We start from the raw sequence: 20,276 nt of genomic DNA, 5'->3' as shown, positions 1-20,276 counted from the left end.
AAGATAAGCGATTACCGTCCTGACAGATTAAGCTGCCGTCATTCTCGGGACAAGCCCGAGAATGACGGCAGGAGAGCAAAGCGAATACTGCCGCGCCGGCGTTTCCGATGTACTAAAAAGCAGCCTTCCCCAGCGCCACCAAAAACCCCGCACGCGCCTCAGGCGGGGTCAGGGCGCGTGGCTCCCAGACATGGCGCGTCAGGAAATAGCCCGTCATGCGGAAGGCCAGGTCGATTTCGGCGACCGAGGCGGCATGGACGCGGGTGCTCGAAACGAAATCCGGCATCGGCAGGAGCTTGTCGGCCCAGGGCTTGCCGGCATCACGCGAGACCGCCCTGCCCGATTTCGGCGAGACATAGGCGAGATGCTCGCGGCTGCCCGTCGCCGCGCAGGACTGGAGATCAAGACCGAAGCCCAGTTCCTCCAGCATCATGATCTCGAAACGCAGGAGAAGCTCACCCGCCGCCAGCGGATCGTCGAAATGCTCGATCACCACGGCAAGGGTCTCGAAGAGGCCGGGATGGGGATCGCGCTCGGGCAGAAGCCTGAGATGCGCCGCCACAAGCTGGATGCCGTAAAGCGCCACGGGCATCTCGATCAGCCGCGCAGCGGCGAAGCTCAAGGGCTCGATCTGGAACATGCCGAGATGTTCATCGAGCCGCGCACGCCATAGCGCATCGACACGGTTTCCCGGCTGCAGGAGCGGCTGCATCCTGCGCGATCGCCCGCCGCGCACGATGCCCAGATGGCGGCCATGGGCGCGGGTCATCAGCTCGACGATGACGCTCGTCTCGCCATGCCGCCTGGTGCCCAGGATAATGCCTTCGTCGCGCCATTCCATGGAATTCAGGGAATAGTGAGTAGTGAGATAGGGAATAGTAAGATACTATTCGCATTTCACTATCTCACTACTTCACTACCTCGCTATTCTCTAGAGCATTTCACTTTTAGATGGAAACGGTATGGATGCTGAACCGTAGAGGCATGGATCCCAGTGACAAGCACTGGGATCCATGCCTCTACCCGTCCATCACAGCAACGGCCCAAAAGGAACCCCAACCGATTCCATCAAAACATGAACCGCTCTCTAACTCGGAAACTCCAGCCCCATCTCGCGATACCGCTCGGGGTCGTTGCCCCAATTGTCGCGCACTTTGACGAAAAGGAAGAGATGCACCGGCTGCTCGAGGATTTCGGCGAGTTCCTTGCGCGCCGCCTGGCCGATGGCCTTGATTGCCTCGCCCTTGTGGCCGAGCACGATCTTCTTCTGGCTCTCGCGCTCGACATAGATGACCTGCTCGATGCGCACCGAGCCGTCCTTCCGCTCCTCCCAGCGCTCCGTCTCCACCGTCGAGGCGTAGGGCAATTCCTCATGCAGGCGCAGATAGAGCTTCTCGCGTGTTACTTCGGCCGCCAGCTGGCGCATCGGCATGTCGGAGATCTGGTCTTCCGGGTAATACCACGGACCTTCCGGCAATGCCCTGGCGAGGTAATCGCGCAGATCGTTGCAGCCGGAGCCGGTGAGTGCGGAGATCATGAAGGTGCGGTCGAAGGCGATCTTCTCGTTGGCTTGAGCCGCGAGCCCCAGGAGCGAGGGCCGGTCGACACGATCCACCTTGTTGAGGACGAGGATCTTCGGCTGGCGAACATCCTTCAGATGATTGAAAATTGCCTCGGCCTCCTCATTGAGCCCGCCCTGCGCATCGATGATGACCAGCACCAGATCGGCATCGCGCGCGCCGCCCCATGCCGTCGTCACCATGGCGCGGTCGAGACGCCGCCTAGGCCTGAAAATGCCGGGGGTATCGACCAGTACGATCTGGGTGCGCTCATGGATCAGGATGCCACGCACCAGGGCGCGGGTCGTCTGCACCTTGTGGGTGACGATGGAAACCTTGGTGCCGACAAGCTGGTTGACCAGCGTGGACTTGCCCGCATTCGGCGCGCCGATGAGCGCGACGAAACCGGAGCGCGTCGGTTCGCCGGCCCCTTCCCCGCCGGTCTGTTCTGGCTGATTGCTCATTGGGTTCCCTCTTCCGGGCGCTTCCATACGCCTTCACGGTATAATATTTCCAACGCTGCATTCTGCTCCGCGATGCGCTTGGAGCGCCCCATGCCCAAGGCGGCGGCAAAGCCCGGAACCTTGACCTCCACGGTGAATTGCGGGTCATGATCCGGCCCGGTGCGCTCCTTGACCGCATAGGCGGGCTGCACGCCGCCCTGCTGATGCGCCCATTCCTGCAATTCGGTCTTGGCGTCGCGGCGGCCGGCGCCGGTCACGCGCGAGCGCGGTTCCCAATAGCGCCGGATGAAGGGGCGCACCGCATCGAGCCCGCCTTCGAGATAAATGGTGGCGATCAGCGCCTCGATGACATCGGCCCTGACATTCATGAGGCGTGTGTCGGTCATCAACACCTTGATGTCCGCGCCGGTGCGGATGACGACATGGAGACCGATCTCATCGGCGACCGACGCACAGGTCTCGGCATTGACGAGCGCGTTCAAGCGGACCGACAACTCGCCTTCAGCGGCATTCGGAAAGGCAGCGAACAGCATTTCGGCCACCACCAGACCAAGCACGCGGTCGCCCAGGAACTCGAGCCGCTCGTAATTGGTGCCGGCCTGCTGTCGGGCGCTCGAATGGGTCAGTGCCCGTTCGAGCCGTGCCGGATCCTTGAACTTGTGCCCGGTCTTTTCCTCGAGGAACTGCGCAATATCGACTTTACCAGCCATGCGCAGCTCCAGGAAACAAATATTCACAGAATTCAGGCGTCACCATCAGTTTCCGCTTAGAAGCGGCGGTTCCGCATTGACCGACATGAGCAGACGGTTCAGGCGGATATCCGCCGGCCAGCGCCACAATTCGAGCGGGCTTGCGCCGCCGGCGATGGAGAAGAAGATGATGTTGGCGCGCCCGACAAGGTTTTCGAAGGGCACGTAACCAACCGTGAAACGGCTATCGAGCGAATTGTCGCGATTGTCGCCCATCATGAAATAATGGCCGGCCGGAACCTCGAAGACGCGCGTGTCGTCACCGATCGAATTGGGCGAGAGATCGAGCGTATCATAGCTGACCCCATCGGGCAGCGTCTCGCGATAGACATCGACCGGGCGGTTCTGCTCGGTAATATCGGGGTTGTTGATCTCGCCGATCTTCTCGCGCTTGACCGGGACGTCATTGATATAGAGGACGCCCTGGCGCATCTGGATGCGGTCGCCCGGCAGGCCGACCACGCGCTTGATATAGTCGACCGACGTGTCGCTCGGCAGCTTGAAGACGACGATGTCGCCGCGCTTCGGCTCGCTCGACCAGATCCGACCCGAGAACAGATCAGGCGAAAAAGGCAGCGAGAAATGCGAGTAACCGTAGGAAAACTTCGAGACGAATAGATAATCGCCTTCGAGCAGCGTCGGGCGCATCGAACCGGACGGAATGCTGAAGGGCTGGAACAGAAATGTCCGGATGATCAATGCCAGGATCAGAGCCTGCACGACAACGCTGAGAGTTTCACCCAGACCGCCGGATTTTTTCACTTCGCTCTTGTCGGACACGCTCATAAGTTCTCCGATTGCAATAACGCGTTCTATTAGCCGTTACGATTGCGTGAGGCAATCCGGCCCGGCCGTTACTCCGGGGATAACGGTCCATCACCTCGGGGATAACTGGTCACGCCGCGGAATTTTCTGCCGCTCAGGATCTCTCAGGCAGGCAGGGCTTCGATGATGACAAATGCCTGTGCGAGAGGGAAATCATCGGTAATTGTCAGATGTATGGCGGCGGTGTGGCCGGGAGGCGTGATCCGTGCGAGCTGCTCTGCTGCGCCATTTGTCAGTTTCATGGTCGGCTTGCCGGAAGGCAGGTTGACGACGCCCATGTCGCGCCAGAAGACGCCGCGCGACATGCCGGTGCCGAGCGCCTTGGCGCAAGCCTCCTTGGCCGCGAAGCGCTTGGCGTAGGATGCGGCGCGCTCAGCCCGCCGGTCCGACTTCGCCTGCTCGACCGGCGTGAACACACGATTGGTGAAGCGCTCGCCATGGCGCGCGAGCGTCTTTTCCACCCGCCTGATATCGATCAAATCGCTGCCGATGCCGATGATCATGCGCCTGATGCCTCCGATTTCAGGACACCGCGTTGGGCCAGCCTTTCCAGGCGCTTGCGGTGGAAGGCGGCGATCGCCCAGCGGGCGATGACATAGACGACCAGAGCGAAGACGATGCCGAGCACCGTCGAGCCGAAGAGCATCGGTTTCAACACCGGACCCCAGATATCGTGGAAGCTGAAATGTTCAAGCATCCGCCCGAGATGGGCCGGCGCATGGCTTCCCGAGAGATCACCGGTCAGCATGAAGCGCCCGAACTCGAACGTTCCACCCCAGATGACGGGAACTGTCAGCGGATTGGCGACGGTGGTGCCGAGGGCGGCGGCGGCGAGATTGCCCGCGAAGATATAGGCAAGAATGACGGCGATGATGATGTGGAAGCCGAAGAACGGCGTGAAAGCCGAGAAAACGCCCACCGCAAGGCCCGCCGCGATGGCATGCGGCGAGGCGGTGATGCGCATGATGCGCTTGCCCATATAGCGCAGCGAGCGCGAGAAGGACCGGCGCGGCCAGAGATAGGTGCGCAGTCTTTGGCTTAGGCTGGCTGGTTGGCGGCGGCGAAATAGCATGACGGGTTCTTACCCGGCAACAGGGGCACAGGGCAATAGCATAGTAAGAGGGAATATCTTCCCTTATTTAAGAACTTTGGCCGGGAAAAGAAGGCAATTCCGGGAAAAATTCACCTATTCCCCTACTCCCTTAACGAGAACGCCGCTGCGATAAAAACGCGGCGAGACACCCAGCATGCGCTTGAACATGGTGGTGAAGGCCGGCACGCTGTCATAGCCGAGATCAAGTGCCACGCTCGTCACCGGCTCGCCATCGGCAAGGCGCGGCAGGGCCGCGAACAGGCAGGCCTGCTGTCGCCAGAGCGAGAAACTCAGGCCCGTCTCGCGCTGAAAGCTGCGCGTGAAGGAGCGGCGGCTCATGGCAAGAGCTGCCGCCCATTCATCGATGGTGGCATGCGGCGACGGCTCCTCGATAAAGCGACGGCAGAGCGCGGCAAGGCGCGGATCGGCCGGGAAAGGCAGGCCAAGCGGCTGTTCGGGCAGGTTGCCCAGTTCGTCCAGCAGCAAGCCGATCACCAATGAACCGCGGCTGCCCGGCGGCGGATTGTCGTCGAGCGTGACGGCCTCGAGAATGAGGCAGCGCATCAGGTCGGTGAGCGTCACAACATGGAGATGCGTCGGCAGGCCATCCCTGGCGTCTGGCGCTATATATATCGAACGCATGCTGACAGCGCCGAGGATCTCAACCGCATGGTGGACGCCCGCAGGAAGCCAGATTGCATGTTCGGGCGGCACCATCCAGCGCCCGGCATCGGTCGTCACCAGCACAACGCCGGTCGAAGCGTAGAGAAGCTGCGAGCGGCTGTGGCTGTGACGCGGAACGAGGTAGCCATCGGGATATTCGGTCGGCAGCGCCACCACCGGACCTTCGATCCTTTCCAGCCAGAGGACACGCTGCTCGTGCAGGCGTTCTAATTCTTCGCCGCTGACGGATGCGGGCATGAAAGGAGGTGGTGTTATCGACGGCATGAGTTGGCCCACTCGCGAAAGAAAAGGACCAAACCACGAAAGCGGGTTTTTCGCAACTTCTATAAAACCGACGCTCGCAAATGATGTTCATGGCGCATCCGCCATGCTGCAGCAAATTCCCGGAGCCCATCGTGACCGACACGACCGCAGCGGCCAATCGGCCCGCCTCTTCCGCCGCCGATACGACAGCGTTCACCGTCATCCTCGCGGTGAGCTTCTGTCATCTGCTCAACGACATGATGCAATCGCTGCTCTCAGCGATCTATCCCATGCTGAAAGAGGATTACCATCTCGATTTCTGGCAGATCGGGCTTCTCACCTTCACCTTTCAGGTAACGGCGTCGATCCTCCAGCCAATCATCGGCATGTATACGGACAAGCGGCCGCTGCCCTATTCGCTACCGGTCGGCATGGGCTGCACGCTCGTCGGGCTGATCCTGCTCGCCTTCGCACGGCACTATCCGCTGCTTCTGGCAGGTGCGGCCTGCGTCGGCCTCGGCTCATCGGTCTTCCATCCGGAATCCTCGCGCGTGGCGCGTCTTGCCTCGGGCGGACGGCATGGCCTGGCGCAATCGCTGTTCCAGGTCGGCGGCAATTTCGGCACGGCGATCGGCCCGCTGCTCGCGGCCTTCATCGTGCTGCCGCGTGGCCAGGGAAGCGTTGCCTGGTTCTCGGTCGCGGCACTTCTCGGCATGATCGTGCTGTGGAAGGTGGGCGACTGGTATTCCCGCTACCGCAAGGCCAACGCCAATCGCCCGACGCCCGACCGCACATTGCCATTGCCGCGGGCGAAGGTGGTGATCTCGCTCGTCGTCCTGGCGCTGCTGGTCTTCACCAAGAACATCTACATGGCGAGCATGACGAGCTACTACACTTTCTACACGATCAACAAGTTCGGCGTTTCGGTGCAGACCTCGCAGCTTCTGCTGTTCCTGTTCCTCGGCTCCGTCGCGCTCGGCACGGTGCTGGGCGGCCCGATCGGCGACAAGATCGGCTCGCGCGCCGTCATCTGGTTCTCGATCCTGGGCGTGCTGCCCTTCACGCTGGCGCTCCCCTATGCCAGCCTTCCCGTGACGGCGGTGCTGACCGTCATCATCGGCCTGATCCTCGCCTCGGCCTTTCCGGCGATCGTCGTCTTCGCACAGGAGCTGGTGCCGGGCCGGGTGGGCATGATCGCCGGGCTGTTCTTCGGCTTCGCCTTCGGCATGGCGGGCATCGCGGCGGCGGTGCTGGGCGTCGTCGCCGACGCCAAGGGCATATCGTTCGTCTATACGATCTGCTCGTATCTGCCGCTGCTCGGGCTGTTGACGGTGTTCCTGCCCAATATGCGCAAGTTGTAAGGGAGTAAGGGAGTAAGGGAGTAAGGGAGTAAGGGAGTAAGGGAGTAAGGGAGTAAGGGAAACCGAGCCTGATTCCTCGAGGAGGTCCACCCTATTCCCCTATTCCCCTACTGCCTTCAGATATTCCTGCTTCCCGGCTTGACTGCGGGTATGGCCGCCAGCTCGGGCGGCAGGTTATCCGGGGAATAGGCCGGCACCTCATATTCGGCGAGCGCGATCAGCCGTGTGCCGACATCGGCCTTGCCGGCGGAGCGGTCGACGATGCAGGCGGCGGCGAGCACTTCCGCCTTCAAATCCTTCAGGCAATCGATGGTTTCGCGGATCGAGAGGCCCGTGGTGACGATGTCCTCGACGATCACCACCCGGGCGCCTTCGGGAATGGCGAAGCGGCGCAGCCGGAAGACGCCATTCTCACGCTCGACCCAGATCGCCGGCGCGCCGAGATGCCGCGAGGTCTCATAGGCGGGGATCAACCCGCCGATCGCCGGTCCCACGACATAATCGATCTGCCCTAGCCCCGCCGCCCTGATCTTTTCAGCCAGCGCCTTGCAGAGCTTCTCCGTCTTGTCGGCATGCATGAAGACGCGCGCCTTCTGGAGAAAGACCGGGCTGCGCAGGCCCGATGTCAGGATGAAATGGCCTTCCAGAATGGCTCCCGCCTCGCGGAAGACGGCAAGCACGTCCTCGGTGTTCATGGGTGGTTCCTGTGGTTTTTGATTGGAGACGTTGGCGGGACAGTACCCCCTTTACGGGTATCTCTCCCTACTCTCGCCGTCATCCTCGGGCTTGACCCGAGGATCCATGGCTGAGGGGGTATTAACATCCACCGCATCGGCGCGTTCCAGTAAGCACCAGCTGCTCGATATTCCGGGCAAAGTTTTTGCGATCCCGCAGCGAGTGACAGCAGCGTTCCTGCCCCCTTACCGTGGATCCTCGGGTCAAGCCCGAGGATGACGAGAAAAGGTGGGGGAGATGCCCGGCAGGGCAGAGGGGGGTGTCCTGCGCTTCCACGGAGCCGCCCTATCCATTCACGCGCCGCACGTCGCTGACGCAGGCGCTTTCCTTCAATTGCGAGATGATGCGGTTGAGGTGCTTTAAGTCCCACACCTCGATATCCATGATCATCTCGGTGAAATCCGGGGCCGTGCGCACCATCGACAAATTGTGAATATTGGCGTCGTTATTGGCCGCGACCTGCGCGATCTCGGCAAGCGAGCCGGGCGAATTGATCGCGGAGATGCTGATACGGGCGGGAAAACGCTCCTTCATCTGCTCATCGATATCCCAGCGCACGTCGATCCAGCGTTCCGGCTGGTCGTCATAGGCGGTGAGCGCCGGCGACTGGATGGGATAGATGGTGATCCCCGCACCGGGCTGCAGGATGCCGACGATGCGGTCGCCCGGCACGGCCCCTTCCGGCGAGAAACGCACCGGCAGATCGGCATTGGTGCCGCGGATCGGCAGCGCCCGCTTCTTGCTGGTTTCGGGTTTGGCGGCCTCGGCGGCCTTTTCCCCCGCCTCGCCGCCTTCCGGCACCTTGAAGATCATGCCGGCTGCGTTCTGGATGTTGAACCAGCCCTTCTCGCCGCGATTGGCCGGGCTCTGCAGCGTGACGCGCGTATCCTGATAATCGGGATGGACGGCCTTGACCACGTCGGTCGACGGCAGTTCGCCCCGCCCGACGGCGGCCAGCACATCCTCGACATCCTTGCGGGCCAGACGCGGCAGCCCCTGCTTCAGGCTCTCCTTGGAGAAGGTCTTGCCGGCGCGCTCGAAGGCGCGTTCGAGAATGCGCATGCCGAGGCCGGAATACTGCTTGCGCACAGCGGAGCGGGTGGCGCGGCGGATGGCGGCGCGGGCCTTTCCGGTGACGACGACGGACTCCCAGGCGGCGGGCGGCACCTGCGCCTTGGAACGGATGATCTCCACCTCGTCGCCATTCTGCAGTTCTGTCATGAGCGGCATGATGCGGCCATTGACCTTGGCGCCGACGCAGCTGTCGCCGACATCGGTGTGCACCGCATAGGCGAAATCAATGGGTGTGGCGCCGCGCGGCAGGGCGATCAGGCGGCCCTTCGGAGTAAAGCAGAAGACCTGATCCTGGAAGAGCTCGAGCTTGGTGTGTTCGAGAAACTCTTCCGGATTGTCGCCCTCGGCCAAGGCCTCGATCGTCTGGCGCAGCCAGGCATAGGCGTTCGTCTCGGTGGAAATGACATGCGGATTTTCCGCGCTGCCGCGATCCTTGTAGATGGAATGGGCGGCGACGCCATATTCGGCGATCTCATCCATCTCCCGCGTGCGGATCTGCAGCTCGACGCGCTGGCGCGACGGGCCGATGATGGTGGTGTGAATGGAGCGATAGTCGTTCTGCTTCGGCGTCGAGATATAGTCCTTGAAGCGCCCCGGCACCATCGACCAGGTGGTGTGGATGATGCCCAGCGCCTGGTAGCAATCATCCACAGTTTCGACGATGACGCGGAAGCCAAAAATATCCGATAATTGCTCGAAGGAGAGCGCCTTGGTCTCCATCTTGCGGAAGACCGACCACGGTTTCTTCTGCCGGCTCTTGACGCTCGCCTTGATGCCATTCTTCTCGAAGAGGTCGGAGAGATCGCGCTCGATCTTCTGCAGGACGCCGCGGTTCTTCTCCAGAAGTTCGGCGAGACGGTCGGTGACCGCCTTCCACGCCTCCGGGTTGATATAGCGGAAGGCCAGTTCCTCCAGCTCCTCGCGCATGTCCTGCATGCCCATGCGGCCGGCGAGCGGCGCATAGATATCCATCGTCTCCTCGGCGATGCGCAGTCGCTTGTCCTCGCGCATGACGCCGAGCGTGCGCATGTTGTGGAGCCGGTCGGCGAGCTTGACCAGGAGCACCCGCACATCCTCGGAGATAGCGAGCAGCAGCTTGCGCAGGTTTTCCGCCTGCACCGCCTTCTTGGAAACGAGATCGAGCTTCTTGAGCTTGGTCAGCCCCTCGACCAGCTTGCCGATATCCGGGCCGAAGAGCTGGTCGATCTCCTGCCGGGTCGCGGTCGTGTCCTCGATCGTGTCATGCAGGAGCGCGATGGCGATCGTCGCCTCGTCGAGATGCATGTCGGTGAGGATGGCGGCGACTTCGAGCGGATGGGAGAAATACGGGTCGCCGGAAGCCCGTTTCTGGCTGCCATGCTTCTGCATGGCATAGACATAGGCCTTGTTGAGAAGCGCCTCGTTGACGTCTGGCTTGTAACGCTGGACGCGTTCCACAAGCTCGTACTGGCGCATCATCGACCGGCTCTCCCTGAACATTCATTTTCAATTGGAAACGCTGCCGGGACAGCGCGCCTCTCTGCCCCGCCGGCCATCTTCCCTACTCTCACCGTCATCCTCGGGCTCGACCCAAGGATGACGGGAAGAGGCGGGGGAGATGGCCGGCAGGCCAGAGGGGGGCGCCTAGAACCAGCATTTCCATTTCGACTGAACCGCTCCAATCACACAAAACATGCGCCGCAGCAATGAGCCACGGCGCATGTCGAAAATGGCATTGAAACAGTAAATACGCCCTAACGAACAATCGCTAAGGCGATCTTACCGTTATCAGTAATCGTCGCTCTTTTCCGGCGCGACGAGGCCTTCGATACCGGCCAGAAGCTCTTCCTCCGACATGCGGTCGAAGGAAACGACATCGTCTTCCTCCACATTGGCAATCTCGACGGCGACTTCCTCGGCGCTGCCCGTCAGCTGCGGCTGGGCGACAGCCTCCGGCTCGTCCACTTCCACATGCTTCTGCAGCGAATGGATCAGATCTTCCTTCAGATCACCTGGCGACAGCGTCTCGTCCGCGATTTCGCGGAGAGCCACAACGGGGTTCTTGTCATTGTCGCGATCGACGGTGATGCCGGCGCCCTGCGAAATCTGGCGGGCGCGGTGGCTGGCAAGCAATACCAGCTCGAACCGGTTTTCAACCTTGTCGACGCAATCCTCTACGGTGACGCGGGCCATGGCGTGCCCCTTTCATTTCAAGTCGATTAACGGGATTTCCCTGCACATAGCGATTTCGCCTGCAAAAAACAAGCAAAAGCGGCATGAGCGTGACGGCATATTCATTTCCGGCACATCCCAAGCCTCCGCATGAAGGTGGCATAAACATATTAGCCAAATCAAAGTTATACAGGAAGCACACGCGATAATACTTATTGTCGACCCTTAAACAACCCAAGATTGCTTGATTTTATTTAAGTGCATCGTACAACAAAAATAAGACGGTATGGTTTCCATCCGCCCTCACCCGCCTATATTTCAGTCGGAACCGCACATCAAACGCGGCGCCGGAAGAATGGATATTTGAAGCATGTTCGATTCCCGCGAGAAGATCGCGCTTTTCATTGACGGTGCCAATCTCTACGCCGCGTCCAAGACGCTCGGATTCGACATCGACTACCGCAAGCTGCTCAAGGCCTTCCAGAAGCGCGGCTACCTGTTGCGCGCCTATTATTATACGGCGCTGGTGGAAGATCAGGAATATTCCTCGATACGCCCGCTGATCGACTGGCTCGACTACAATGGCTACAGGGTGGTCACCAAGGCGGCCAAGGAATTCACCGACTCGGCCGGCCGCCGCAAGGTCAAAGGCAATATGGATATCGAACTGACCGTCGATGCCATGCAACTGACCGACACGATCGACCATTTCGTCATCTTCTCCGGCGATGGCGATTTCCGCTCGCTGGTCGAAGCGCTGCAGCGCAAGGGCCGCAAGGTCAGCATCGTCTCCACGCTCACCACGCAGCCGCCGATGATTTCCGACGATCTGCGCCGCCAGGCCGATCATTTCATCGATCTGGCCTCGCTCAAGGGCGAGATCGGCCGCGATCCCTCCGAACGCCCGGTGCGGCGCCAGGAGGCAGAAGAGGATGAAGGCGACTATTGATCGCCGAGCCAAGCCGCGCCATTAAGGGGCATGATTTCCGAACCCTCCCCCGATTGCGCCATCTGCCCCCGCCTCCATGCCTTCCTCGCAGAATGGCGCGAGAAGGAGCCGCATTGGCATAATGCACCCGTCCCACCTTTTCTTCCCGTCGGAGGCGATGAGAGCGTCGAACTCCTGATCGTCGGGCTCGCACCGGGGCTGCGCGGGGCGAACCGCACGGGACGCCCCTTCACCGGCGATTATGCCGGGGATCTCCTCTACCGCACCTTGGGCGATTTCGGCTTTGCGCGCGGAAAATTCGAGGCGCGGCCGGATGACAGTCTTGAACTCACCGGCGCGGCGATCGTCAATGCGGTGCGCTGCGTGCCACCCGAGAACAAGCCGACCGGGGCCGAGATCAACCATTGCCGGCAGTTTCTCACGCCCGTCATCCGGCGCTTTCCAAACTTACGCGCCATCGTCACGCTCGGCACCATCGCGCATCAGTCCACCATCCGTGCCCTCGGCCAGCCGGTATCGAAATATCCCTTCGGCCATGGGCGGGTCGGCATGATTGACGATATCCGGATTTTCTCAAGCTATCACTGCTCGCGCTACAACACCAATACAGGCGTGCTGACGGAGGAAATGTTCCGCGACGTGTTCAGGGCAGCGCGAGCGTTTCTGGATGAGGGAGTAAGGGAGTAAGGGAGTAAGGGAGTAAGGGAGTAAGGGAGTAAGGGAGTAAGGGAGTAAGGGAGTTGGAATCTGATTCCTCCGAGGGGGGCCACCCCTAGTCCCCTACCCCCTGTCCCTTAGCAACCGCGACTTCTCACGGTTCCAGTCGCGCTTCTTCTCGGTCTCGCGCTTGTCATGCAGCTTCTTGCCGCGGGCGAGCGCCAGTTCCAGCTTGGCCCGGCCGCGCTCGTTGAAATAAAGCTTGAGCGGCACGACCGTCATGCCCTCGCGATCGACCGAATTGGCGAGACGCGCCATCTCGCGGCGATTGACGAGCAGCTTGCGCAGACGGCGCGGGTCGTGGTTGAAGCGATTTCCTTGCGTGTATTCCGGAATATAGGAATTGATCAGCCAGAACTCGCCATTCTCGAAGCTCGCATAGCTCTCGGCGATGTTGGCCTGATTGGAGCGCAGCGACTTCACCTCCGTACCCTGAAGTACGAGGCCCGCCTCGAGCGTATCGAGTATCTCGAAATTGTAGCGCGCCTTGCGGTTGTCCGCGACGACCTTGCGCGCCGGAGCGTTTTTCGGCTTGTTCATGAGGTTTTGTATAGGGGAATAGGGGAGTAAGGGAATAAGGGCGTAGGCAGAAAGTGCGGAATGGGCAAAGAATCTTACCTATTCCCTTACTGCCCTACTCCCCTATTTCGTTAGTTGATCAGCCCCGCATGCTTCATCGCGAGATCGATACGCTCGGCGGTTTCAGCCTCGATCGGCACCAGCGGCGAGCGCAGCGTGTTCTCGATCTTGCCCAGATGCGTCAGCGCATATTTCACGCCGCTCGGATTGGGCTCGATGAACAGTGCCTTGTGCAGCGGCATCAGCCGGTCCTGCAGCCCAAGCGCCTTGGCGAAATCGCCGGCGAGGCAGGCCTCCTGGAACTCCGAGCACAGGCGCGGGGCGACATTGGCCGTCACCGAGATGCAGCCAACGCCGCCATGGGCGTTGAAGCCGAGCGCCGTCGCATCCTCGCCGGAGAGCTGGATGAAGTCCGTGCCGCAGGCGAGGCGTTGCTCGGACGCGCGCTCGACCTTGCCGGTCGCATCCTTGACGCCCTTGATATTCTTATAGTCGCGAGCGAGCGCGCCCATCGTCTCGGGCGTCATGTCGATGATCGAGCGGCCCGGAATATTATAGATGATCACCGGCAACGAGATCGCCCTGGCGACCTGCGAATAATGCTCATAGAGGCCGCGCTGGTTGGGCTTGTTGTAATAGGGCGTAACGACGAGTACGGCATCGGCACCGGCCTTTTCGGCATGCTGTGCGAGTTCGATCGATTCCCGCGTGTTGTTGGAGCCCGCGCCGGCGATGACGGGCACGCGTCCCCTCGCCTCCTCGACGCAGACCTCGACGACACGCTTGTGCTCGGCGTGAGAGAGCGTCGGCGATTCACCCGTGGTGCCGACCGGAACCAGCCCATGCGTGCCTTCCTCGATCTGCCAGTTCACGAAGGCGCGGAAGGCTTTCTCGTCAAACGCTCCATTGCGATCGAATGGCGTGACAAGTGCCGTAATGGACCCCTTCAACATTGGTGAACTCCCAGATCATATGTGCGAAAACGAATGCGGCAGGAAACGCCCTGCCGCAAGGCGTTGCACCATAGTCTTGCCACAGGTCTGGAGCAAGTGCATTCGATATAAGTTCAACATGGTGTGGAATGGGCGCTTTCGGTAACCTTTTATCAAGATTACCTTCACTCACCGACGATATGATCTGTGCCTGTGTCGTCGTGCTCTACAAGGTTAAATAATGGTCACCGGCAAAGGCCGTTCTTGAGTCAATATCCGAATTCTGATCTGGTCTTGTTCATGCGTTCAGCAGTTTCTGGAAGAAATATCTGGCGTAACGCCCTCCTCACCGGCTGCATGATGGCCGTCGGGCTGCCGGAGCTCGCTCAGGCGCAGCCGGTGCCGGCGGAGAACGTGCCGACCCCTCTTCTGCGCCCATTCGCGCCGACGGCGGCAAGACCCTCCCCGCTGATCAGGCCCGACCAGGTCATCACATCCGGTATTGTCCCGCAGCAGCCGGGCGCCATCGCCGGCGGCCTGAAGACCGGACTCGACGCGCTCTACGGCAAAGACTCACAGAAGGCCATTGCGATCCGCAACGGCATGCCGCGCCATTCGCTCGACCGCCACATCCTCACCTGGGCAATCGGGCTTTCGGGAACGGGCGGCGTGTCGAGCGCGGATATCGCGGCGGCGGCGGAAGAGCTGCCTGGCTGGCCGGGCATGACGACGCTTCGCCGCAATACGGAACGGGCGCTCTACCGGGAAAATCCGCCGGCGCAGGCGGTGATCAAGGCATTCGGCAACACCAAACCGCAGACCACCGAGGGCATGATCATTCTTGCCCGCGCCTATCTCTCGGAGGGAAACAGCGCGAAGGCGCGGCTGGTCCTGGCTTCCACCTGGCGCACGGAAAAGCTCGATTCCAGCGATGAACAGCTCATCCTGCGGGAATTCGGGCAGGTGCTCACGCGCGAGGATCATCTGCAGCGCATGCTGCGGATGTTCTATGCAAACCGCATCCAATCGGCAGGGCGCGTCGCCAAGCTGGCCAATGCGGAATCGCTCTACGCAGCCCTCGCCGCCGTCGCGCGGAAAGCGCCCGATGCGGCAAAGAAGCTTGCCGCCGTCGATCGCTCCTGGCATTCCAACCCGGCCTACACCTTTGCACGAATCCAATATCTGCGCCGCCAGGAACGCTATAGCGACGCCGCCGAGCTGATGCTGAAGGCGCCGCGCGATGCAGCAGCCCTGGTCGATCCCGATGCCTGGTGGGTCGAGCGGCGCGTGCTTTCGCGCGAACTGCTCGATATCGGCAAGCCCGAGATCGCCTATCGCCTCGCCGCAGCTCATGCGGCGGAGACGCCCGCAATGGCAGCGGAGGCAGAGTTCCATGCCGGCTGGTATGCGCTGAGAGCAATGAAGGATGCCAAGACCGCGCATCGCCATTTCGCGCGCATCGCCGAGATTTCCTCGCGTCCGATCTCGGCTTCGCGCGCCTATTACTGGATGGGACGGGCGGCGGAGGCTGGTGCTGCCGGCGACGCCAAGGCCTATTATCGCCGCGCCGCCCATTACGGCACGACGTTCTACGGACAGATAGCAGCCGCGAGGCTGGGCGAAAAGCAGCTCGAAGTGCCCTATCCCAAGCCGAGCGAGGAGGACCGCGAGCGCTTCGAGAAGCGCGAGGCGGTGCAGGCAATCCGCCGGCTCGAGGCGATCGGCTATGGCGCACGGGCGGAGATGCTCTACCGCGATCTGGCGCAGGAGATCGACAGCACCGGTGAACTGGCGCTGCTGGCGGTGATGGCGGAGCGCAACGGCAATCATTATCTGGCGTTGCGGGTCGGCAAGACGGCGGCGCTGCGCGGGCTCGATGTCGGCGCGCTGTCGCATCCGGTCGGCGCCATTCCCGAAAGCGCCAATATCAAGGGATCGGGCAAGGCTCTCGCCTATGCCATCGCCCGTCAGGAAAGCGAGTTCAACGTCTCGGCCGTCTCCAGCGCCGGCGCGCGCGGCCTGCTGCAACTGCTTCCAACCACCGCCAAGGAGGTGGCGCAGCGCGCCGGCGTGAGTTATTCCAAACCGCGACTGACCACCGACGCCGCCTATAACGCGACGCTCGGCTCGCATTTCCTCGGCGAGCAGATCGACCGCTTCGACGGCTCCTACACCCTGACCTTCGCCGGCTATAATGCCGGCCCGCGCCGGGCCAGCGAATGGATGGAGAAATACGGCGATCCGCGCGGCAAGCCGATCGACGAGGTGGTCGACTGGATCGAACGCATTCCCTACACCGAAACGCGCAATTACGTGCAGCGCGTGATGGAGAATTACGAGGTCTACAAGGCCCGCCTCTACGGCAAGATGGATATCGAGAAGGATCTGGTCGACGGCCGGAGGTGAAACGGGGCGCGTTCGGCCGTTTTCCATTGCTTTAGAGTCGTTCATTCTTCAGATGGTGACGAGGCGCATCCATATTTCCATGTAGCGGTTGCGGCACTGTCGAGGCCTGGATTCCAGTGCTTGTCACTGGAATCCAGGCCTCCTGGGGTTTATAGCGTTCTAGACCGTTATCGCAGCGGCACTGTCGAGGCCTGGATTCCAGTGCTTGTCACTGGAATCCAGGCCTCGACAGTGCCGCTGCGATAACGGTCTAGAACGCTATAAACCCCAGCGCCCCCCCAAAATCCCCCCAAGAAAACGGCCCGAAAACGGTGACAGGTCTTCGGGCCGCGCGCATTTTGCGCCTGTAGCGGTTTATCCGCTGAAAGGCTCAAGCCTTGGATTTGGGCGCCGTTTTCCTGGTGGCCCGCTTTTTCGCAGCTGGCTTCGCGGTGACGATCGATTCCGCAGCCGTCTCCACCTTGGCGGCCGCCGCCTTTACTGCGGAAGCCGCTCTCGAGGCTGGCTTTTTGCCGGTTGCGGACCTCCTTGCGGCCGGCTTCGTGGCCGAGGCTTTTTCGGCGACGCCCGTCTTTGCGGCGGCGACAACCGATTCCGCAGCCGCCTCGACCTTTGCAACCGCTGTCTTTACGGCAGAAGCGGCTTTCGAGGCCGGCTTTGCGCCAGCAGCCGGTTTCGGCGAAGCGGCTTTTGCCTTGGCGGGTTTGGCGGCGGTCGATGCAGGCTTGCGCACAGGTGCACGTTTTGCCGGCGCCGCGACTGCCTCGGCTTTGACATCGGCTGTCTTTGCATTGGCGGTCTTTGCACCGGCGGTTTTGGACGCGCCTTTCGTCTTGTGGCTGGTCGCGACTTTTCCTGCCTCCACACGCTTGGTGAAATCGGTCTTGCCGCCGCCGGCTAGCGTTGCCGCCTCGCTCACCCAGCTTTCCCGCTCGACCCGTCCGGGAAAGCCGATCTTCTTGTCGACCCAAGCGGCCTCCGCAGCGGTCCAGGCGGCAATCTGGTCGAAGTGGAAGATGCCGAAGCCGTTCAGTTCCTTCTCCAGTTCCGTGCCCACGCCGTTGATCAGCGTCAGATTGTCGGGCTTTCCGCGCCGCGCGGCCTTGAGCCCTTTCGGCTGCGTTTCGGACGCGGCGACTGATGAAGCGACGGACGCAACGGTCTTGGCCGCCGATTTCGCAGCCGGCTTGGCTTTCGTGGCTGATGACTTCGCGGTTGGTGATTTGGCTTTCTTCGCGGCCGGCTTTGCGGATGCCGCGGATTTCGCGGAGACGCTGACCGCGGACGTGCTTGCCGCGGATGCGGCCGGTGCCTTGGCCTTCGCTGCCGGGGCCTTGGCCTTGCCGGCGGCCGTCTTCCCCGCCGCCTTGCCGGTCTTGGCGCCGGTGGTCTTCGTGGCTGCGGTCTTCGCAGTTGGGGTCTTGGCCTTCGCCTTGGGTTTCGCTGCGGCCGGCGCGGCCGCCTTCACCGCCGCCGCCGGCTTCGCACTCGTCTCGGATTCGGCCACGCGGGGAGAATAAGGAATGGCAAGGGCGGATGCAGCCGAGGTGCGGCTGTCAGCAGATGCAGTGAAACGCTTATACAAAGAACCGATGATGCAACCCAGAACAAATGCAACAGCAATCAGTATGGCCAATTGAATGATGAGCAGCAGCATGCGGGCATCTCCTTCAGGCGACAGGCCTTCATCCGGCAAAAATGGCAATCAAGTCACGGGACGGATACTAAGATTTTCATCCACGCTTTACATCCGAAAGTCACTTCACGGGCGTTTTCTTCCCAATGTGGTCAATCCAACGTAAAGCCCAACGCCAAAAGCAATAAGCAAAACGAACCAGAATGTACTGATCAGATACATCATCGGAGGTCCTCGCGATTCTCCAGGCAGCCAAAGAATACTGGATGAATTCGAACGCCTTTTTCTGTCCAAGTCAATCGGACAAGGACAGGAGGCAAGACTTATTCCGGCGTTTCTTCACCGGGTTCTACATCTTCGGCGCCGGGTGCGGGAACCGGCGGCGCGATGCGGGCGGAAACCAGCTTTCCCTCACCGGGCAGGACACCCGCAACGGCGGTGACCAGCACTTCATAGGCGTCGGCGCCGGCCGCCCTGCCGTTGACCGTATAGTCGAGATCGCTGATCGACACCTCGCCGAGGGAGAGATCGGCCAGTTGCGAAACGGCGAAGCCGGCGAGCGCCGGAAAGCCCGGAGCCGCACCGCGCGCAATCGTCATGTCGTCGATGATGCGGATGCCGGGCATGGCGCGTTCGGCAACGCCGAGGATATCGCCACGAGCGGAGCCGGGAGGAACATTGCCGGAAAGGGTGACGCCGTCATCGGTCTTGACGGCGCGGAACACGAAGGGGGCGGCGACGGGCGGAAGCACGGCCTGATTGTCGACGCTGCGCACGCCGGGCACCGCCGTGGCGATTTTGGCCGCCTCCGCCTGCGAGCGCTCATCCGGCGCCACGCCCTTCAATGTCAGATCGCGCCCATCGAGATCGACGGACGCCCAAGGATAAGCGCCGGCAAGCGCCGTGGAGGCTCGGGATGCGAGGTCCCTCTCCACCGCTCCCGAACCGAACCAGACGGCAAGCACCGTCAGCAAGGCCGTTGTCGTGACGCCGGGCCAGAACCAGTTTTTCAAAGCCGCCCTCTCCTGTTCTCGGATCGTGGATTCATAAACAGGCAGGCAACCTGCTTGCGAATCCACGGTGTCAGCACGCGGTTATACGCATTGTACGGGAACGCCTCCCGCCGCATGGTTCCGGAATAACAGGGTTACCGAAGCAGGAGAGCCGAACTGTTGCTGAAAAAAGCCTTGAGATCAAGTTTAGAGGATCAGGCAATGAGCCGTGACGCGGAAGCCGCTCGACACTCTTTATTCTATAGATGTGTAGACGTTTCAAAAAAGAAAAACCCGGCAGCCAAAGCTGCCGGGTTCCATTCAACCAATCCGGATCGGATTAGAACGAGCGCTGGAAGCGGATCATGCCGCCCCATGCGTCGTCGGACTGCGTGATAACGCCAGCAGGGCTGACATCGTCGACCAGATCCTTGTAGTAGAGGACTTCCGGCGTGATGGTGAAGCCGGGGACGATTTCGTAAGCAACGTTGGCGGCAACGGCCAGCTGGTCGAAGTCGTCATAGGAGACCTGGGCGTTGAAGGTCGCCTTGTCGGTCAGCTTGTAGCTCGCGCCGACCCAAGCGGCCCAGTCGCCACCCCACGAAGCGTAGAAGTTTTCGCGGAAGTTGATGGCTTCGCCATCGGACTGCCAGGCGCCCATCACGAAGACGGAGAAGGCGTCGGAGACGTTGAGGTCGACGCGACCCTTGATCGCGTACTCTTCAATAACGCTGTCGTAACCGACGACCGCGCCGATCGAACCCCAGCCCTGGGCCCACTTCAGACCACCGACCATGTGCGGAATGTAGTCGTTGATCGTGTAGTCACCTTCGCCCTGTTCGGCCGACAGGATGGCCGAGATGCCGTTGCCGCCGGTGAAGGTGTAGCTGATGAGCGTGGTGTCGTAGTTCAGAGGCTCGATCACGTCGTCGTTGATGACGTTGCCGGCGTAGCCGAGGAAGGTACGGAACGCAGATTCGTCCTTACCGATGCGCAGGCCGCCCAGTTCGATATAGGCGAAGTTCAACGTCACGTCGTCGTTTTCGGCGTAAGCACCGTCAACATCGTTCGTGTCCCACTGGAAGCGGGTCTCGGTGTAGGTGCGCAGCGTGCCGAGCTCGGTTTCC

Annotated in this window: 19 protein-coding genes; 4 read left to right on the top strand and 15 right to left on the bottom strand. The window is 61.4% G+C overall.

Annotation, left to right across the window (positions count from 1 at the left end; genetic code table 11):
- Nucleotides 1–112: 112 nt before the first annotated feature.
- From recO to ATN84_RS07840, 7 genes are all read right to left on the bottom strand, one after another.
- Nucleotides 113–841, bottom strand: a complete 729-nt coding sequence (recO, locus tag ATN84_RS07870; protein ID WP_068881089.1) for a DNA repair protein RecO — start codon at nt 839–841, stop codon at nt 113–115.
- Nucleotides 842–1,087: 246 nt separating this feature from the next.
- On the bottom strand, nt 1,088–2,023 hold the full coding sequence (gene era, locus ATN84_RS07865) for a GTPase Era (RefSeq protein WP_068881088.1): 936 nt from the start codon (nt 2,021–2,023) through the stop codon (nt 1,088–1,090).
- Nucleotides 2,020–2,733, bottom strand: a complete 714-nt coding sequence (rnc, locus tag ATN84_RS07860) for a ribonuclease III (protein WP_068881087.1) — start codon at nt 2,731–2,733, stop codon at nt 2,020–2,022. The genes era and rnc overlap by 4 nt, the downstream gene beginning before the upstream one ends.
- Nucleotides 2,734–2,778: 45 nt before the next feature.
- Nucleotides 2,779–3,558 carry a signal peptidase I gene (gene lepB / locus ATN84_RS07855; RefSeq protein WP_068881086.1) on the bottom strand — a complete coding sequence of 260 codons (780 nt, stop codon included), beginning with the start codon at nt 3,556–3,558 and terminating at the stop codon, nt 2,779–2,781.
- Between the two features lie 143 nt (nt 3,559–3,701).
- A complete protein-coding gene (gene acpS / locus ATN84_RS07850; protein WP_068881085.1) occupies nt 3,702–4,100 on the bottom strand; it encodes a holo-ACP synthase in 399 nt (132 codons plus the stop codon).
- Nucleotides 4,097–4,669, bottom strand: coding sequence for a type IV secretion system effector BspA (gene bspA / locus ATN84_RS07845; RefSeq protein WP_068881084.1), 573 nt, complete (start codon nt 4,667–4,669; stop codon nt 4,097–4,099). Before bspA ends, acpS begins: the two co-directional genes overlap by 4 nt.
- 114 nt (nt 4,670–4,783) lie before the next feature.
- On the bottom strand, nt 4,784–5,611 hold the full coding sequence (locus ATN84_RS07840) for an AraC family transcriptional regulator (protein ID WP_068881083.1): 828 nt from the start codon (nt 5,609–5,611) through the stop codon (nt 4,784–4,786).
- Between the two features lie 158 nt (nt 5,612–5,769).
- Between ATN84_RS07840 and ATN84_RS07835 the strand changes: the two genes are divergently transcribed.
- The gene (locus ATN84_RS07835; RefSeq protein ID WP_425287382.1) at nt 5,770–6,978 is read left to right on the top strand and encodes an MFS transporter; all 1,209 of its coding nucleotides are present in this window, start codon (nt 5,770–5,772) and stop codon (nt 6,976–6,978) included.
- A 116-nt stretch (nt 6,979–7,094) separates the two neighbouring features.
- Here the strand turns inward: ATN84_RS07835 and pyrE are convergent, their stop codons facing one another.
- The 3 genes from pyrE to rpoZ form a co-directional block, all read right to left on the bottom strand.
- Nucleotides 7,095–7,673, bottom strand: a complete 579-nt coding sequence (gene pyrE / locus ATN84_RS07830; protein WP_068881082.1) for an orotate phosphoribosyltransferase — start codon at nt 7,671–7,673, stop codon at nt 7,095–7,097.
- Between the two features lie 325 nt (nt 7,674–7,998).
- Entirely contained in the window at nt 7,999–10,245 is a 2,247-nt protein-coding gene (locus ATN84_RS07825; RefSeq protein ID WP_068881174.1) for a RelA/SpoT family protein, read from the bottom strand.
- Nucleotides 10,246–10,554: 309 nt separating this feature from the next.
- Nucleotides 10,555–10,959, bottom strand: coding sequence for a DNA-directed RNA polymerase subunit omega (gene rpoZ / locus ATN84_RS07820; RefSeq protein WP_068881081.1), 405 nt, complete (start codon nt 10,957–10,959; stop codon nt 10,555–10,557).
- Between the two features lie 349 nt (nt 10,960–11,308).
- Here rpoZ and ATN84_RS07815 point away from each other — a divergent pair, with 349 nt between their 5' ends.
- The gene (locus ATN84_RS07815) at nt 11,309–11,887 is read left to right on the top strand and encodes a LabA-like NYN domain-containing protein (protein WP_068881080.1); all 579 of its coding nucleotides are present in this window, start codon (nt 11,309–11,311) and stop codon (nt 11,885–11,887) included.
- A 30-nt stretch (nt 11,888–11,917) separates the two neighbouring features.
- Nucleotides 11,918–12,574, top strand: coding sequence for a uracil-DNA glycosylase (locus tag ATN84_RS07810; RefSeq protein WP_068881079.1), 657 nt, complete (start codon nt 11,918–11,920; stop codon nt 12,572–12,574).
- 93 nt (nt 12,575–12,667) lie between these two features.
- Here the strand turns inward: ATN84_RS07810 and smpB are convergent, their stop codons facing one another.
- Together smpB and dapA are read right to left on the bottom strand one after the other, a co-directional pair.
- The gene (smpB, locus tag ATN84_RS07805) at nt 12,668–13,144 is read right to left on the bottom strand and encodes an SsrA-binding protein SmpB (protein ID WP_068881078.1); all 477 of its coding nucleotides are present in this window, start codon (nt 13,142–13,144) and stop codon (nt 12,668–12,670) included.
- Nucleotides 13,145–13,254: 110 nt separating this feature from the next.
- A complete protein-coding gene (gene dapA, locus ATN84_RS07800; RefSeq protein ID WP_068881077.1) occupies nt 13,255–14,136 on the bottom strand; it encodes a 4-hydroxy-tetrahydrodipicolinate synthase in 882 nt (293 codons plus the stop codon).
- Nucleotides 14,137–14,472: 336 nt separating this feature from the next.
- Between dapA and ATN84_RS07795 the strand changes: the two genes are divergently transcribed.
- A complete protein-coding gene (locus ATN84_RS07795; RefSeq protein WP_068881076.1) occupies nt 14,473–16,521 on the top strand; it encodes a lytic transglycosylase domain-containing protein in 2,049 nt (682 codons plus the stop codon).
- A 370-nt stretch (nt 16,522–16,891) separates the two neighbouring features.
- Here the strand turns inward: ATN84_RS07795 and ATN84_RS07790 are convergent, their stop codons facing one another.
- The 3 genes from ATN84_RS07790 to ATN84_RS07780 all read right to left on the bottom strand — a co-directional run.
- Nucleotides 16,892–18,178 carry a hypothetical protein gene (locus ATN84_RS07790; protein WP_068881075.1) on the bottom strand — a complete coding sequence of 429 codons (1,287 nt, stop codon included), beginning with the start codon at nt 18,176–18,178 and terminating at the stop codon, nt 16,892–16,894.
- A gap of 302 nt (nt 18,179–18,480) precedes the next feature.
- Entirely contained in the window at nt 18,481–19,170 is a 690-nt protein-coding gene (locus tag ATN84_RS07785; RefSeq protein WP_068881074.1) for a BON domain-containing protein, read from the bottom strand.
- A gap of 319 nt (nt 19,171–19,489) precedes the next feature.
- Nucleotides 19,490–20,276: porin (locus tag ATN84_RS07780; protein ID WP_068881073.1), on the bottom strand; the 787-nt coding region annotated here is incomplete at its 5' end.

Source organism: Paramesorhizobium deserti (assembly GCF_001558695.1).
GTDB lineage: Bacteria > Pseudomonadota > Alphaproteobacteria > Rhizobiales > Rhizobiaceae > Paramesorhizobium > Paramesorhizobium deserti.
Note: the sequence above shows the minus strand (reverse complement) of the source record. Positions and strands in the feature narration are given on the sequence as shown.

Excerpts from the sequence above, each read along its gene's own strand:
- recO (WP_068881089.1), bottom strand. The coding sequence starts at position 841 with ATGGAATGGCGCGACGAAGGCATTATCCTGGGCACCAGGCGGCATGGC.
- era (WP_068881088.1), bottom strand. The coding sequence starts at position 2,023 with ATGAGCAATCAGCCAGAACAGACCGGCGGGGAAGGGGCCGGCGAACCG.
- rnc (WP_068881087.1), bottom strand. The coding sequence starts at position 2,733 with ATGGCTGGTAAAGTCGATATTGCGCAGTTCCTCGAGGAAAAGACCGGG.
- lepB (WP_068881086.1), bottom strand. The coding sequence starts at position 3,558 with ATGAGCGTGTCCGACAAGAGCGAAGTGAAAAAATCCGGCGGTCTGGGT.
- acpS (WP_068881085.1), bottom strand. The coding sequence starts at position 4,100 with ATGATCATCGGCATCGGCAGCGATTTGATCGATATCAGGCGGGTGGAA.
- bspA (WP_068881084.1), bottom strand. The coding sequence starts at position 4,669 with ATGCTATTTCGCCGCCGCCAACCAGCCAGCCTAAGCCAAAGACTGCGC.
- ATN84_RS07840 (WP_068881083.1), bottom strand. The coding sequence starts at position 5,611 with ATGCCCGCATCCGTCAGCGGCGAAGAATTAGAACGCCTGCACGAGCAG.
- pyrE (WP_068881082.1), bottom strand. The coding sequence starts at position 7,673 with ATGAACACCGAGGACGTGCTTGCCGTCTTCCGCGAGGCGGGAGCCATT.
- ATN84_RS07825 (WP_068881174.1), bottom strand. The coding sequence starts at position 10,245 with ATGATGCGCCAGTACGAGCTTGTGGAACGCGTCCAGCGTTACAAGCCA.
- rpoZ (WP_068881081.1), bottom strand. The coding sequence starts at position 10,959 with ATGGCCCGCGTCACCGTAGAGGATTGCGTCGACAAGGTTGAAAACCGG.
- ATN84_RS07815 (WP_068881080.1), top strand. The coding sequence starts at position 11,309 with ATGTTCGATTCCCGCGAGAAGATCGCGCTTTTCATTGACGGTGCCAAT.
- ATN84_RS07810 (WP_068881079.1), top strand. The coding sequence starts at position 11,918 with ATGATTTCCGAACCCTCCCCCGATTGCGCCATCTGCCCCCGCCTCCAT.
- smpB (WP_068881078.1), bottom strand. The coding sequence starts at position 13,144 with ATGAACAAGCCGAAAAACGCTCCGGCGCGCAAGGTCGTCGCGGACAAC.
- dapA (WP_068881077.1), bottom strand. The coding sequence starts at position 14,136 with ATGTTGAAGGGGTCCATTACGGCACTTGTCACGCCATTCGATCGCAAT.
- ATN84_RS07795 (WP_068881076.1), top strand. The coding sequence starts at position 14,473 with ATGATGGCCGTCGGGCTGCCGGAGCTCGCTCAGGCGCAGCCGGTGCCG.
- ATN84_RS07790 (WP_068881075.1), bottom strand. The coding sequence starts at position 18,178 with ATGCTGCTGCTCATCATTCAATTGGCCATACTGATTGCTGTTGCATTT.